Source organism: Sphingopyxis sp. 550B (genome assembly GCF_057401805.1).
Genome location: NZ_CM171610.1, coordinates 3,236,384 through 3,251,259 on the forward strand (window position 1 = coordinate 3,236,384; position 14,876 = coordinate 3,251,259).

The 14,876-nt window shown below is 63.8% G+C and carries 9 protein-coding genes and 1 pseudogene; 3 read left to right on the forward strand and 7 right to left on the reverse strand.

Annotated features, from left to right (window positions below; genetic code table 11):
* Positions 1–6: 6 nt before the first annotated feature.
* Complete coding sequence (locus AC2S9W_RS15040) at positions 7–1,803, reverse strand: strawberry notch C-terminal domain-containing protein (RefSeq protein ID WP_486571197.1); 1,797 nt, start codon at positions 1,801–1,803, stop codon at positions 7–9.
* A gap of 125 nt (positions 1,804–1,928) precedes the next feature.
* Between AC2S9W_RS15040 and AC2S9W_RS15045 the strand changes: the two are divergent.
* The 3 genes and pseudogenes from AC2S9W_RS15045 to AC2S9W_RS15055 all read left to right on the forward strand — a co-directional run bounded on the left by AC2S9W_RS15045 (position 1,929) and on the right by AC2S9W_RS15055 (position 5,383).
* Positions 1,929–3,474: pseudogene (locus AC2S9W_RS15045) on the forward strand (tyrosine-type recombinase/integrase).
* Positions 3,468–4,382 carry a tyrosine-type recombinase/integrase gene (locus tag AC2S9W_RS15050; protein WP_095687466.1) on the forward strand — a complete coding sequence of 305 codons (915 nt, stop codon included), beginning with the start codon at positions 3,468–3,470 and terminating at the stop codon, positions 4,380–4,382. The pseudogene AC2S9W_RS15045 and the gene AC2S9W_RS15050 overlap by 7 nt, the downstream one beginning before the upstream one ends.
* Positions 4,379–5,383 carry a tyrosine-type recombinase/integrase gene (locus AC2S9W_RS15055; RefSeq protein WP_155188124.1) on the forward strand — a complete coding sequence of 335 codons (1,005 nt, stop codon included), beginning with the start codon at positions 4,379–4,381 and terminating at the stop codon, positions 5,381–5,383. Before AC2S9W_RS15050 ends, AC2S9W_RS15055 begins: the two co-directional genes overlap by 4 nt.
* Positions 5,384–5,522: 139 nt before the next feature.
* Here the strand turns inward: AC2S9W_RS15055 and AC2S9W_RS15060 are convergent, their stop codons facing one another.
* The 6 genes from AC2S9W_RS15060 to AC2S9W_RS15085 form a co-directional block, all read right to left on the reverse strand.
* Positions 5,523–8,087, reverse strand: a complete 2,565-nt coding sequence (locus AC2S9W_RS15060) for a strawberry notch-like NTP hydrolase domain-containing protein (RefSeq protein WP_486571198.1) — start codon at positions 8,085–8,087, stop codon at positions 5,523–5,525.
* A 93-nt stretch (positions 8,088–8,180) separates the two neighbouring features.
* The gene (locus tag AC2S9W_RS15065; RefSeq protein ID WP_486571199.1) at positions 8,181–8,825 is read right to left on the reverse strand and encodes an antitoxin of toxin-antitoxin stability system; all 645 of its coding nucleotides are present in this window, start codon (positions 8,823–8,825) and stop codon (positions 8,181–8,183) included.
* A 67-nt stretch (positions 8,826–8,892) separates the two neighbouring features.
* Positions 8,893–9,408, reverse strand: coding sequence for a hypothetical protein (locus tag AC2S9W_RS15070; protein WP_486571200.1), 516 nt, complete (start codon positions 9,406–9,408; stop codon positions 8,893–8,895).
* Positions 9,401–9,889: a hypothetical protein gene (locus tag AC2S9W_RS15075; protein ID WP_486571201.1), complete on the reverse strand. Its 489-nt coding sequence runs from the start codon at positions 9,887–9,889 to the stop codon at positions 9,401–9,403. The genes AC2S9W_RS15070 and AC2S9W_RS15075 overlap by 8 nt, the downstream gene beginning before the upstream one ends.
* A 148-nt stretch (positions 9,890–10,037) precedes the next feature.
* A complete protein-coding gene (locus AC2S9W_RS15080; protein ID WP_486571202.1) occupies positions 10,038–12,143 on the reverse strand; it encodes a ParB/RepB/Spo0J family partition protein in 2,106 nt (701 codons plus the stop codon).
* A gap of 265 nt (positions 12,144–12,408) precedes the next feature.
* Positions 12,409–14,721, reverse strand: coding sequence for a TonB-dependent receptor (locus tag AC2S9W_RS15085; RefSeq protein WP_486571203.1), 2,313 nt, complete (start codon positions 14,719–14,721; stop codon positions 12,409–12,411).
* Positions 14,722–14,876 lie beyond the last annotated feature (155 nt).

Consider the following 14,876-nt stretch of genomic DNA (forward strand, 5'->3'; position numbering starts at 1 on the left):
GCTCCTTCAGGCGGCCTTGCGCTCGAGAACCCGCGCGATCGGGAATCGATCGACCAGGCGTTCGAACACATCGGCGCCAGCAGCCCCTGCCGGCACGTAGAGCTTCAGTTTCCACGAGACGATCTCGGAGATCAAGCCCATCGATTTGAGGCGTTCGACGCCGAGATCGCTGAACCCCGAAAGCTCGATCCGCCAATCGTTCATCGAGCGTACCCGCTTCAGTACCTGCCCCTCGGCGAGCTCGAGGCCCGCCTCGCCCGCGAGCAGCATGCGCCAGGCATCGGACGGCGCGAGCTTGACCGCGGCGACGCCGGTTACCGCCGCCGCCCAGGCTGCCGACACTTTGCGCCCGATAACCCGCTCGCCGGCATCGGTCTGAAGCCGGTACACGCGCGCCGATTCCTTCGGCAGGCGTCCCCAGATCGGGAGCAGCAGCCCGGTGACGATGTGCATCGTCGAGGCTTCGAACTCGGGAAGCTCGGCGACCTCGGCCTTCCACGCCTCGGCGAAGCGTCCTGAATCGACGGTTTCCCAGTGCGAGGTCAGATAATCGGCCTCGAGCATGTGCAGTTTCTCGAGCGGGCGCTGCAGCCGGATGCGGCGATGAATTTCGCCGTCATCGTCGAACAGGCTTCGCGCGCGCAGGCGCACCCCAGCCCGGCCCGAGCGCGCATTGACGACGAGGGCGCCCTCGCGCGCCGCAGCGAGCTCCAACGCATCATCGATCGACATCGACGTGACGCGGTCCTTTCGGCCCACGGTCAGCAACTCGGTCGCGGCGCCCGTGCCAGGGTGGGTGTAGATCGTCTGCCGCGCATCGACGACGAAGCTCTCCGCGCGCAGGGTCTCGAGCCCGATCTCATAGCTGCCCGACGCGACCGCCGCCTCGATCCGCGCCACCAGCAAGCCCTCGAACGCCTCGAAGAGGATGTTCTGGAGGTCGATGGTGAGCGCGAGCATGCGGTTGAGGAAGGTGGTGATTGGCGGCAGTTCGTCGCGAAGCCCGCCGTCGGCATCCATCAGCGACAGGCCCGTCGCGCTCTCGAACGCGGTGAGCGAGCAGCCGTCGACCTTGCCGTCGGCGATCAGCACATAGAGCTGGCGCAGGCTGTCGCGCGCATAGTGCGATTCCAGATTGTCCTCGGGTCGGAACATATTCTGCCCGCCGGTCTGCCGCTGTCCGCGGGTGATCGCGCCCATGGAATCGAGACGCCGCGCGATAGTCGAGATGAAGCGCTTCTGTGCCTTCACGTCGGTCGAGACCGGGCGGAACATCGGCGGCTGCTTCTGGTTCGTCCGATTGGTGCGTCCGAAGCCCTGGATCGCGGCATCGGCCTTCCAGCCCGCCTCGAGCAGATAGTGGATGCGCCGCCGCTGGTTCTTCGCGCCGAGGTCGGCATGGTAGGACCGCCCGGTTCCGCCGGCCTCGGAGAAGATCAGGATCTGCTTCGCATCGTCCATGAAGGCGTGGGTCTCGCCGATGTTGGCGCTGCCCGGACGGTTCTGCAGCGCGAAGCGCACCGACCCGTCGCCATTCGCCTTCGGAATGATCCGCCGCGAGCGCCCGGTGACCTCGGCGACCGCCTCGGCCCCGAAATGCTGCACGATCTGGTCGAGCGCCCCCGGCACGGGTGGCAACGATGCGAGCTTCTCGATCATCGCATCGCGGCGCCGTGCGGCCTCGCGGTTGACGATCGGATTGCCGGCTTCGTCATAGGCCGGACGCGAGGAGAGATTGCCCTCGCCGTCGGTGCAGGGTTCGAAAAGCTGCACGGGAAAGCTGTGCTGGAGATAGTCGAGCACATATTCTTTGCAGTCGCAGTTTATGTCGAGCGTGGCGGCAGGAGGCGCAGGTTTCCTTCGGTTTTCCATGATTTCACTCCAGATAATTACGGTTCCCTCGACCTCAACAAGTCGAAGGAACCAACATGCGATCAAGATCATCATTGCCGTTTCGAGCGGCCCCGCTCCGGGTCGACGACCCGCCCAGTCACGACGCTCTACTCACCGCATTCCTCTCCTCTCTGTCGCTCGACGAGAGGTCAGGCAGTGCGGTTCTGTTTGGCGCTGCGGCCCGTCATTTCCTGCATTGGATGGAACTGCACGGGATCGCGATCCGCACGATCGACGATCGGACCGTTCGGCGGTTCGAGAAGCATCGGTGCCGTTGCCACCGGTATTCGGCGCAGCAGCCAGTTTATAAGGCGGACATTGCAGCGCGGGTCAGGCGCTTCGTCCGCTTCCTGGAAGATCAAGGCTACGTCGATGTCGACGACGGGATGGACGATCTGCCACGGTACCTCGCCGACTATTTCGATGGGATCGATCGCTTGCAACTCGCGCAAGGACCGGCCCAGTCCTATCGATCCGAGGCCGAGCATTTCGCGGCCTGGCTTCGCATTGTGCGGCGGCGGTGGGCCGATATCGACGACACGATCATCGACCAGTACGGCGCGCATGTTTGTCGCTGTCCGGTCTGGCGCAAGCGAGGCAAGCTCGTTGCATCAGGTGCGAAGCGTCGACGGCGGTGCGCTCGGCACTTCGTCGAGTTTCTGCGGCGGCAGGGTGCCATCCCACCAGTCGAACCGGTGGCGGATGCTGACCCGCACATGGCGGCTTACCTTGCCTGGCTTCGGCAACATCGCGGCGCCACCGAAGAGACGATCCGCCGCTACCGGGCCGACATTCGTCGGCTCATGCCCATGCTGGGCGAGCCTTCGCAATGGGATGCGGCGGCGCTCAGGCGGGCGTTTGAACGACGAAGCAAGGAGACGCCGGGATCCGTCTCGCTGATCGTCACGATCATGCGGAGCTACATCCGCTTTTTGATTGGGCAAGGCGAGTGTCGACCGGCACTGTTGCACGCGATCCCTTCGGTCCAGCGATACCGCCTGTCGACGCTGCCCCGCCACGTCGACCCGGCAACGGTCGAGCAGATCATCGACGCCTGTCCGACAGGCCGCCCAGTGGAAGTTCGGGACAAGGCCATCATTCTTCTGCTCGCCGGCTCGGCCTGCGTGCCGGCGATATTCAGGATATGCACCTCGAAGACATCGACTGGCGGTCCGGTCATCTGACGGTCAAGGGCAAGACCAGACGGCCAGACCGGCTGCCGTTACCCCAGGATGTTGGCGACGCGATCCTGGACTACATTGCCACGGCCCGTCCCAAGGCCGCCGATCCGCACTTGTTCGTACGCGCGCAAGCCCCGTTCCGGCCATTCCGTTCGTCCGCCGAGATTGCCGGCATAGTTGCGCGCACGCGTGAACGCGGCGGGATCCGGGCGTGCCGACCGGATCGCACATCTTCCGGCATTCGCTTGCCACCAACTTGCTGCGCGCAGGCGCGGGGCTGGAGTCCGTCGGGACCATCCTGCGCCACAGCTCACCCGAGACCACCGCCATCTACGCCAAGGTCGATCTGCCGATGCTCATGAAGATCGCCCAGCCATGGCCAGGAGAACCGTCATGCTGAACACGCACATTTCCCGCTACGTTGCACTGCACCGCAGTCTTGGCCGGAAGTATGACGAACAGGATCGGCTGCTCCGCCTCTATGCAGCCTACGCAGGGCATTTCGGTGACCAACACACCCAGGTCCAGCGCATCTACGACTGGTGCCACACGGCGAGCTCGCAATATGTGGCACAGACCCGCTTCGACACCGTTCGCAACTTCAGCCTTTTCGCCCATGCCGAGGAACCCGCCCACGAAGTGCCTCCTGCTGGCGTCTTCGGCCGGGGTAAGCGTCCACGCCCGACCCCGTATATCATCGAGCCCGAACAGATCCGCGCCATCATGGCCGCGGCGCTGGACCTGCCGCCCAAAGGCACAATCAGCCCCCACACCTACCATTGCCTGTTCGGATTGCTGGCAGCGACTGGCCTGAGGATTTCCGAAGCCCTCGCGCTACAGTGTGACGATCTGGGCGAAGACGGGTTGATCATTCGCAATGGCAAGTTCGGCAAGCAGCGCCTCGTCGCGTTGCAACCGTCGACCCGGCAGGCGCTCGAAGCATATCTCGCGACCCGAGCGAGGCTCGGCGCCACGGGCAATGACCTGTTCGTCACCATCCGAGGACGGGCACCCCACAAGGTTCGCGCCCACATCGTGTTCGTCCGGTTGGCACGACAGCTTGGATACCGCGGACCGACCGGAACAGCGGGTATGCGGATGCACGATTTGCGCCATACCTTCGCCGTGCGCTCGCTGGAGTCCTGTCCGCCGGACAGGGAGGCCGTGGCACATCACATGGCCGGCCTCAGCGTCTATCTGGGACACGCGTCGGTCGCCAACACCTACTGGTATGTCGAGGCCACCCCGGTGTTGCTGCGCGACATCGCGGTCGCCAGCGAACACCTTTACCTGGGAGAAGCGGCATGACGGCACTCGCCCCTTATCTCTCGGCGTACCTGCGCGAACATCTTCCGCGCGACCGCGCCGTCAGCCCGCACACGGTGAAGACCTACGCCAACTGCTTCGTGCTGCTGGTCCGGTTCGCTGCCGACCGGTTGAAGCGTCGGCCAACCGATCTTGAGGTCGAGGATCTCGGCACGGACCTCATCCTGGCCTTCCTCGACCATGTTGAGAACGGACGCGGCAGCTGCGTGAGGACCCGCAATGGCCGATTGGCAGCGATCCGATCATTCTTCCGGTACATCGAGTATCGCGTGCCTGCCTGTCTCGATCAGGCCCTGCGCATTCGTGCGATTCCAACCAAGAAGACCGACAAGGCACTGATCGACTACCTCGACCGGGCAGAGATCAAGGCTTTGCTTGATGCACCTGATCCCCGGACCCGCCTCGGCACTCGTGACCGCGCTATGTTGCACCTGGCCTATGCTGGCGGGCTCAGGGTGTCGGAACTCGTATCGCTGCAACAGCGCGATTTCCCGGACCGTTCGCTGTCCACCATGCACATCATGGGAAAGGGCCGCCGCGAACGGGTCTTGCCGCTCTGGAAAGAGACCCAGATCGCATTGCGCGCATGGCTTGCGATCCGCCCCGAAGCGCAGGTTTCCGAGATATTTCTCAACGCGAACGGGCAGCCCATGACGCGTGACGGGTTCGCATTCCGACTGGCCGAACACGTTAAGATTGCCGGAATCAAGCAGCCTTCGATCCTCGGAAAACGGGTCACGCCGCACGTGCTGCGCCATTCCTGCGCCATGCACACGTTGGCGGCGACAGGTGACATTCGCAAAGTCGCGCTGTGGCTCGGCCACGCCAGCATCCAAAGTACCGAGGCCTATCTGCGCGCCGATCCCGAGGAGAAGCTGCAGATTCTCGCGGCCCACGGCGCCCCCGCCATCATGCCCGGACGCTTCAAGCCGCCATCCGACGCTCTGATCACCATGCTTACCGACGTTCGAAGACTGGCCTGACCCGTCCCCAGACATTCCCCTGATCCTCATATATTATCTGGAGTGAAATCATGGAAAACCGAAGGAAACCTGCGCCTCCTGCCGCCACGCTCGACATAAACTGCGACTGCAAAGAATATGTGTAATGTTGAGCTCAACATTACACCAGTTCGCGCGGGGTGATGTCGAGCGAGACATCGTCGAACTCCTCCGCGGGGATCTCGGCGAGCCGCCGTTCCTGAAGAGCCTCGCCCGTCGAGACGATCTGGACGACCGCGGCATGGCCTTCTTCGAGATCGCGCTTGATGCTCGCGACGACGCTCGGGGTCTGCATCGCGGTGATGAGATGGTTGAAGAAGCGCTGCTTGGTGCTCTCGAACGCCGACCGCGCCGCCGACTTCGCCTGCGCGTTGAGCGTGCCATGCTCGCTGCTGGTCACGCCGGCAGCCTCCATCGCGGCATCGAGATTGTTGTGAATGACCTGGAAGGCGCCGGCATAGCTGTCGTAGATGCGGCGTTGCTCCTCGGTCAGCGCATGTTCGAGCAGCTCATATTCGACGCCGTCGAACGACAGCGACCGCGCAGCATAAAGGCCGAGCGCCTTCAGGTCGCGCGCGAGCACCTCCATTGCAGCAACGCCGCCCTCCTCGATCGCTGCGACGAATTCGGAGCGTGTCGCGAACGGGAAATCGGTGCCGCCCCACAGGCCGAGCCTTTGCGCATAGGCGAGTTTCTGCACCGTCGTCGCGCCGGTCGCCGACACATAGACGATGCGCGCGTCGGGGAGCGCGTGCTGCAGGCGCAGCCCCGCGCGCCCCTGCTGCGAGGGCTTCTGGTCGCCGCGCTCGCCCTTGCCGCCCGCAGCATTCGCCATCGCATGCGCTTCGTCGAAGACGATGACGCCGTCGAAATCGCGGCCAAGCCATTCGACGATCTGCTCGATCCGGCTCGACTTGCCCTCGCGCCCCTGCGACCGAAGCGTCGCATAGGTGGTGAAGAGGATGCCTTCGCCGAGCTTGACCCGCGTGCCCTGCTTGAAGCGCGAGAGCGGCGTGACGAGCAGTTTCTCCTGTCCGAGCGCCGACCAGTCGCGCTGCGCGTCCTCGAGCAATTTGTCCGACTTCGAAATCCAGAGCGCGCGGCGCCGACCCTTCAACCAATTGTCGAGAATGATCCCGGCGACCTGCCGGCCCTTGCCCGCACCCGTGCCGTCACCAAGGAACCAGCCGCGCCGGAAGTGGACCGCTGCCTCGGCATCGTCGCTGGCCGCGCCGACGCGGTCCCAGTCGTCGTCGACATTCCATGCACCCGATAGATGCCCCTGATGCGCCTCGCCCGCATAGATGACGGATTCGAGCTGCGCGTCCGACAATATGCCTTCGGCGATCAGCCGCGAGGGCAGATGCGGGCGATAGGCAGGTTTGGGCGGCGCAACCGACGCCATCGCCGCCGACTGGACGAGCGCGGTCGGATGTGGACGGGCGAGCGGGATCCGCAGCGATTGGAGCGCATAGGGCTCATAGATGCTGTCGGCGAGCTGGCCCTCTGGCGACATCCAGTCGACCAGTTCATAATCGAGTTCATCGACAGCGCCGCCAATGTCCGGGACCGCCGGGTCGCCACGTCCGGCACCGCGCTGGCGCTCACCACCACGCGAGGACGAGATCTGCGGTACGACAATGGGCTGTGCGCCCGCCGGCGGCCCCGAGCGCGGCGGAAGCTCCTCTTCGACCCACTGCAGCAGCGTCCGGGCATCGGGCGCCTCGCCGCGGCTGGCGACGAAGGAGGTCGGATCTTCCGCTGCAACCTTGTCGATGACCAGCAGGCGCGTTGCGGTGGTGGTCCCATGCTTCGCATAGACTTTGCCCGCAACGGCGGCCGAGAAGAGCAAAGTGCCCTGCTCCTGGAGGCGCTCGAAGCCGGACCGGAAAGCGGACGCCTCGGGCGAGCAGTTCGCACCGACGATCGCCACAAGGCGGCCGCCGTCGCGCAGCCGTGCGAGCGCGGAAGCGACATGGCGGAGCGCAACATCGCGTATCGGCCTGTCGACGTGGGCCGCCGCCGAAAAGGGCGGGTTCATGAGCACCACATCGGGCACCGCGCCCTCGCCGAGGCGATCGTCGATCGAGGCCGCATCGTGACGCGTCACCGCAGCCGAAGGGAAGACGAGATCGAGGATGTCGGCCCGTGCGTCCGCATACTCGTTGAGCAAGAGCCTGGCCCCGGCAAGCTCGGCATGGATCGCGAGCATCCCCGTGCCCGCCGAAGGCTCGAGCACGACGTCGCCCACCGAAAGCGACGCCGCGCGCGCGGCGACGAAGGCGAGCGGCAACGGCGTCGAGAATTGCTGGAAAGATTGCCCCTCTTCGGAGCGGCGCGTCTGCGTCGGGATGCGGCTCACGAGCCGCTGCCAGATGGCGAGGCGGCTCCGGTCGGACCGGCTGCGGACCGCCAAGGCGCCGCCATAGCGGCGCAGCAGCATCACCTGCGCCACCTCGCACGCATCATAGGCGGTCTTCCAGTCCCACGCCCCTTCCGCGTCGCCCGCGCCGAAGGCGCCGACCATCGCCTCGCGGAGCTGGCCGGTGTCGAAAGGCGCTCCGGCTTCGAGCAGCGGCTGCATGAGCTCGGCAGCGGCGACGATCCGGTGAGCGGCGCTCGGATCGATCGCCGCACCGGAGGACGCGGCGGCGCCCGGCGCCGCCTCGGGAAGAATGTTTCGCATCGGTAAGTCCTCGAGAGAGAGGGAAAGGGACAAACCGCCCGCCGCTCTCTCTCGGACCCGGGCCGTTCCCCCTTCCCGGCCCCTCTCTTGCTCTCAGCCGAAGCGCCTGCCTTCCGCGGTGAAACTGTATTCATTGGCCGCGATCGCTTCGTCGACCGCCTCGTCCGAATTCAGACCGTCAAACTCCTCCTCGAGCCGCCGGTAGAGCCAGCGTGCAAGATCGCGAAGCGCCTCGGTCACGTCGTCCTCGGCAGTCGCAGTCATCTCCTGATAGACCGGGCTGTCGCGCTCGACCGAGATACCCATGCAATATTCGTGATAGTATCGGCCGCGATGCGTCACGCACGCGCGCAGCTGGAAGAAATTGCGCCATTGGATGTCGGCGAGCGCATCGGCGATCCGATGAAGCTCCTCATCTGTGGGAGCATAGGCGCGGATCGCGGCGGACGAGCCCTTCGCGTAGCTATAGTCGCCCTCGAAGCAGGCGCCGTCGCCCTGGCTCCAGAAGCCTGAGAACCAGACGCTCGGCTTTCGCCGCGTTCCGCCACCATAGAGGCAGACAGGCCGCGTATGCAGTTCGATACCAAGGATGTCGCAGATGCGCTCGAAATCGTCATAGACGAATTCCCACCATTCATAGTCGAACCCGCCCTGGCGGTACCATTCACGCGCCTTCTCGCGCGCCTCGTCCGACAGCTCGCCGATCTGAAAGACCGTCGTTTCAATAATTTCGGGCATACCAGCCTCCACAAATGAAAATGGCCCGGGGCAAGGGCCGGGCCAGGTTGAGCCAGTCGAACGGTGGTCAGGATTCGGACGCGGATCCTTGCGCGAGCCGCGCGCGCGCTTCGTCGAGGAAAGAGGCCGTCGACATCGATTCAATGGCGTCCGCCGTGATCAAGGTCGCCATCCCGCCGAAGCCATCGGGCCGCATCTTGGTGCACGTCCATCCGGCCACGACTTCCACATCTTCGAGTGCATCGCAGCGCTTCACAATATCCTGGAAGATGTCTTCATAGCCGATGGCCGACATGTCGAGCGCAAGCTCGTCTTCGCCCGGATCGAGCTTGTCCAACGCTTCGCTTACCACCCTGCTCGCATAGCTGGCCGCATCGGGGTTGGGATCGGACTGTATGAGCCAAAGCACCTCGGAAACCCGAAGGTGGAGGAGGTCGTTCACATAGTCCTCGGCGAAGAAGTATACCGAGTCCTCCTCGCCCTCGTAGCTGAACATGCCGATGAGGAGGCGATGCTCGAGCAAAGTCATCGCGGCGCGCGGAATGTCGGGCCGAACGACTGTCGGCGAGCGATAATCAGCCATGGCTCATCTCCCCGGCATCACCCGCCTGCGCCTCGAGATCGCCTTCGACGACAAGCGGTGGAACTGTGAAGTCGGCGGCATCGAAATAGGCGAGCACGGCCTCGATGCTCCCGCGCCGTTCAACTTCACCGCGATCAATCAGGACCCGATCGGATTCGTCGGCAATGAAGGAGTCGGGCGCGCCCTCGCCCCGGTAAATGATCCGCTCGGCGCTCCATTCTGCGAAGAAGCCGCCGGCCCAGAAGTGGTAGGCAACACCATGGTCGGCGCAGAAATTCTCGAGAGCCTCGACCTTGCCCCACGCAACCTCATTGGCAAAAAGTTCGAGCGGCTCGCCCTTGGTACGTTGGGACGCTTCGAAGGCCGGGCCGTCCCATTCGGTCGACAGACCTTCGGCGACGATGACCGAGACCAATACCTCATAGTCGGCAGCCGAAATCCGGCCGCCAAGGGTGAAGGTGACGGAAACGCGGTCAGCCATGACGACCTCCCCGCACGACGGGCCGGCGATCATGCGCGGCCTGATGATGTAAGATGTTCATTTCACTTCTCCGAAAAAGCGAAAGCCCGGCGCGATGGCCGGGCTTTCGAGGTTGAGACTTCATGTCGCCGCGTAAAGCGGCGCGAGATCACTCGGCAGCGATCGCAGCCGCGTCGTCACCTCCTTCCGCGTCGTCCGCGAGGAAGGCGGGCAGTTCCCCGGCATCGTCGTCATTGGCGACCATGGACGCACCTTCGCCTTCGATGCCGGGCGTGCGCATGCAGGCGGGAACCCAGTCGGTCTCTTCGAGGAGACGTTCCGCTTCGCGGGCCATGTCCCCCTTTTTGAGATGGTCGATCATGGCGGCAATATTCTCGCCCCGCGCCTCGGTAACGTCGGCGATGATCCGCGGCTTGGTCACGCTGCGGAAGTAGCCGCCCTCGGTCGGGCGCCAGCCGGCGGCATAGACATCGAGCCCGACCGCGCGCGCAAGAATGTCGCTGTGCGCGACACGCCGCGCGACGCCATGCGCCGAGATCCGGCCATTGTCATATTTGGGGACGATCTCGGCCTGTGCATTGACGGCGACCGACACACAGTGCGCGAGAAGCATAGCCCGGTCATCGTCGCCCATGCCGAGCAGATGATCCCACACATCCTTGTCCGATTTCGGCAGCCCTTCCTTCCATTCGGCCCCGCGCGCATCGATCGCCTCGGCGGGCGCGCAATCGCGAATGTTCGAGGGGGCGTTGCTGAAATAGACCCGGCTCGCCGAGACTTGGAGGCAGCTTTCCTTGCTGAAGCTGTAGAAGCAGCCGAGCACGAGGGAATGCAGAAGTGCGAGATAGGCGGTCGCCGGATTCTGCGCGAAGGCATCTTGCAGCGCAAGCGTCCGCCACGCCGTCAGATCCGAAACGAGACGATCGGGCAGCGGCTTCAGCTCCTCGGCCCCTTCGCCATCTTCGGCTTCCTCGGGTGTTTGCACGGACGCGGCCGCATCCCCTTCCGCGACCGGCGCGGCGTCGGGGCCCGAAGCATCGTCGCCCATCGCCTCTTCGTCATCGACAGGCTCATCCTCGGGCCGGACGTAACCACGGTCGATGCGGATCGAACCGTCACGCTCCAGCGACACGAACACGCCAGAGATCGCGATTTCCTCGGGCGCAAAGGTCAGCGGCCGCTTCTCGATCGCCGCATATTCGGCATTGATCGCATCGACGCGCCCATGGATGTCGTCCGGCACCTCTTCGGCCTCCGACCATTCGCGATCGATTTCTTCGCCCTCAGCCTCGAGCTCGGCGATCCGCGCCTCCTCCTCGGCCGTCATCGGAACCTCATCACGGTCGATCTCGCGATGATCGCGAAGCGCGTCCCACGGCAGATCGACCGAGGTCTCCACCCATTTCCAGCCTTCGGCGAGTAGCGCCTCGCCTTCGGCCTTCAGCTTCTCGTCGACGAGGCGATCGAGAAGCGCGGGATCGGTGAGCCAGCCGCCGCCATCGGCCTCGAACAGGTCGCGGACGATCCCGCCGCCGGCTTCGACATAGGCGTCGGTGGTCACGAAGCGCGCCCGCTTGTCCGCGGCGCGGACGACATTTTCGGTGAGTTTCTGCCGGATGAAGGCTGGCGAGAGACAGTGGCTCTCGTTCAGCAGCTCGAAGACCTGGACCTGACGTTCGAAATCATCAGAAACCGTGAACGCCATCAGCTGGTCGAGCGACATCCGGTCCTCGGCATAAGCGTCGTGCAGCACGGGCGAGACCGATGCGAGCTTGAGCCGCTGCCGCACGACGGCCGGTGTGACGAAGAAGTTCGCCGCGATTGCCTGGACGTCCTCGCCCTTGCTGGCCATCGCCTCCATCGCGCGGAACTGATCGAGCGGATGCAGCGCCTCGCGCATCGCATTTTCGGCGAGGCTGTCGTCCTCGGCGAGAATATCGTGATTGGCGGCCCGGATGATGCAGGGGATCGGCGCATTTTTAGCGAGCCGCTTCTGCTTCACCAGCAGTTCGAGCGCACGAAAGCGACGTCCGCCGGCCGGTATCTCGTAGCGGCCGGTTTCCTGGCCCTCGTCATCGAGGATCGGACGCACGTTGAGGCTCTGGAGGAGTCCCCTGCGGGCGATATCCGCCGCCAGGGTTTCGGTGGAGATTCCGGCCTTTACGCGCCGGACATTGGATTGGGACAGAACAAGCAGATCGAGAGGGATGTCACGCGAGTTGCTCAGGATGATTCTGTTTGAAGCTTTTGCCATGGCGGTTTCTCCATGACGAGCTGCGAAGAGCCTCTCTCTTCGCCCGAAACTCGTCATGAAATCCAGATCCTCCTGCCTCTCGCCCGCCGAAGGGCGGGCGTGATCTGCGTCCAGAATGGCAATAACCGGGTGTTCCGCCGCAGGGTTCGGCGGGACAAACTGCAAAAAAATGGGCGGTCCGCCGCATCGCAGATGCGCTGGACCGCCCAAGCGTGAGGAGAGGAAGGATCGCTCCGAGAGGAGCTATCCGGCCACCATTGAAAAGCTAGAAACGAAAGTCGACCGTTGCGCCCGCAGTCATGCCACGCACGGGACCCAGCCAATAGGATTGGCCGTCGCCACCGTTGAAACCGCCAAGCGGATCGCCCGTCAGGCGAGACTGGTCGACGTCCGTCAGGTTCTTCACGAAAACCGACGCCGCCCACCGGCGATCGGTTGCCCGGAAACCCACGCGCGCGTTGACGATCGTTTCGCCGGGAATATCGAGAAGCGGATCCGGTGTCGTTCCCGCGAAGCGGCTGCTTTCATAGGTCGCATCCGCCTGGAAGAAGACGGTCACACCGTCGGTCACTTCGGTGGCATATTCGCCGTTCAGCAGCAGGCGCCATTTCGGGACACCGGCCAATTGCGAGACAGGCGAGGTGAGCCCTTCTGCCGAACAGTCTCCTGCCCCCGGCGTCTGACTCTGGTTACAGGCCACCAGGAAACTCGGTGCGTAGGTCGCCTTGTTGTAGAGCACACCGCCGACCAGCGTGAGTTCATCGGTCGGACGCGCGGTAATATTGAAATCCACGCCACGCGTTTTGACGTAGGGAGCATTGCCTTGGGCGAAGCTCCCCTGCGGGCTTGTCGTCGAAGGCGGCACATAAACAAACGCCTGAAAGTCCTTGACCTTGCTGTGGAACAGCGCGAGCGTCGCAAAGACACGATTGTCGAAAAAGGCGCCCTTGATTCCCAACTCGTAGGCCATCGGGATTTCGGGTCGAACGATTGGAATCGCGATGGGAGGCGAAGCCTGGTCGTTGACCGCCGGTCCTTTGTAACCGCGCGTTGCCGTGAAATAGGCCATCACGTCCGGCGCCAAGTCATATTGGGCACCGAGCTTCCACGAGAAATTGTTGACTTTGATGCCTGTGTTGACCGGCGCGAGGAAGAAGGCCGGCGGCGATCCCGGCAGAAATGGATTGACCACAAAGGAATAGCCATAACTTCCAAGTGTCGGCGTGGTGGTCGGGGTCAACGACCGCGACACGTCGCTCAACTTGTCTTCGGTGTATCGCGCCCCAGCGATAAGCGAAAGCTGATCGGTGACATGGAACGTCGCCTGTCCGAACGCGGCATAGGCCCGCTGATCGATGTCGAGAAGCGTAACGCGTCCAATAATCGCGGTCGGCGGCAGTCCGTTCACGAGCCTGAGCACTGCACCCAGATCCCCCAGCTGCCCGGCCTGGATCACCGAATCCTTCTGGTTCTTCTCGAAATAATAAAGGCCGAGAACATATTCGAGCTGCTGGTTGCTCGGCGAGGTCAGGCGGATTTCCTGGCTGAAGGTCTGGAGGTCTTCGGCCGTAAGATTGGTGTCGAGGATATTCTCCGACAGGAAATCGCTATCGCCGCCCGGCCCGTTATAACCCATGTCTCCGAGCCGGTGCCGGCGATAGGCCGTGATCGAGGTGAGCGTATGATCGCCGAGACCGAGATCGATCTGGCCCGAGAAGCCATATTTCTCGTTACGCGCCGTCACCGGCGACACTCCGCGGGGGCAATTTTCGCGATTGTTGAGGCTTGCGGTGATCCCGCACGCAGCAAGCCGCGCCTGAAGGGCGGGCGTCGGCGCGATTGCGTAGACGACGTCGCGCTCGCCATTGCCGCCGCCGCGGTTATAATCCGCGATGAGGTTGACGCTGAGGTTATCGCTCGGCTCCCAAAGCAGGCGGCCGCGCACGCCCCGGTCGTAGCTCGTGGGGCGGTTGCCGGTAATGACGTTGCGCACGATTCCGCGATTTTCGTCATTATGTCCGCTGACGCGGAGAGCAAGATTGCTCGCAAGCGGAAGGTTGAGCGTCAGCTGCTCGCGGTGAAAACCGAATTCGGCGACTTCGACTCTGCCGCTCACTTCGAACTTGTTCGGATTGGGAGCTTTGGTGACCACATTGATCACGCCGGCCGAGGCGGTCGTTCCGAACAATGTACCCTGAGGTCCGCTCAGGACTTCGATGCGCTCGACGTCGAAGAGATTGCTGATTTGCGAATTGCCCACCACCGGCGGCCCGAGGTCGACGCCATCGAGAATGATAGCGACGGCGCCGGCGGAGGATCGCGCCGCGCCGCCAGTCGAGATGCCGCGGATGGCCCCGTTCGACGACACTGATGGAACCGCGCGCGAAAGGTCGCCCAGACTGTAGACGCGCTGGCGATCGAGTTGTTCGCTGGCAACCGCGTTCACCGACACGGGGACGTCGAGGATGCGCTCCTCGCGCTTCTGCGCGGTAACGATGATGATCGCATCGTTCGAATTATCGTCGGCCTGCGCCGAGCCCAGGTCAGCTTCCGATTGGGCGAAAGCCGGTGCGGCCATCAATCCCGATGCCGCCAATGCGATAAGCGAAACACGCGCAACGCGCGAAGACATATTTCGAGACATGGCTCGCCCTCTCCCTTCAGTCCCGGCGCTGTACCGCACCGCGAGTCTCATCAACCCTATTTTTCACAAACAGTCAAGCATGCTTGTAT

What these genes read in the sequence shown, in the direction of transcription:
- AC2S9W_RS15070 (WP_486571200.1), bottom strand. Translation starts at nt 9,408, where the DNA reads ATGGCTGATTATCGCTCGCCGACAGTCGTTCGGCCCGACATTCCGCGC.
- AC2S9W_RS15085 (WP_486571203.1), bottom strand. Translation starts at nt 14,721, where the DNA reads ATGGCCGCACCGGCTTTCGCCCAATCGGAAGCTGACCTGGGCTCGGCG.
- AC2S9W_RS15080 (WP_486571202.1), bottom strand. Translation starts at nt 12,143, where the DNA reads ATGGCAAAAGCTTCAAACAGAATCATCCTGAGCAACTCGCGTGACATC.
- AC2S9W_RS15060 (WP_486571198.1), bottom strand. Translation starts at nt 8,087, where the DNA reads ATGCGAAACATTCTTCCCGAGGCGGCGCCGGGCGCCGCCGCGTCCTCC.
- AC2S9W_RS15065 (WP_486571199.1), bottom strand. Translation starts at nt 8,825, where the DNA reads ATGCCCGAAATTATTGAAACGACGGTCTTTCAGATCGGCGAGCTGTCG.
- AC2S9W_RS15050 (WP_095687466.1), top strand. Translation starts at nt 3,468, where the DNA reads ATGCTGAACACGCACATTTCCCGCTACGTTGCACTGCACCGCAGTCTT.
- AC2S9W_RS15055 (WP_155188124.1), top strand. Translation starts at nt 4,379, where the DNA reads ATGACGGCACTCGCCCCTTATCTCTCGGCGTACCTGCGCGAACATCTT.
- AC2S9W_RS15075 (WP_486571201.1), bottom strand. Translation starts at nt 9,889, where the DNA reads ATGGCTGACCGCGTTTCCGTCACCTTCACCCTTGGCGGCCGGATTTCG.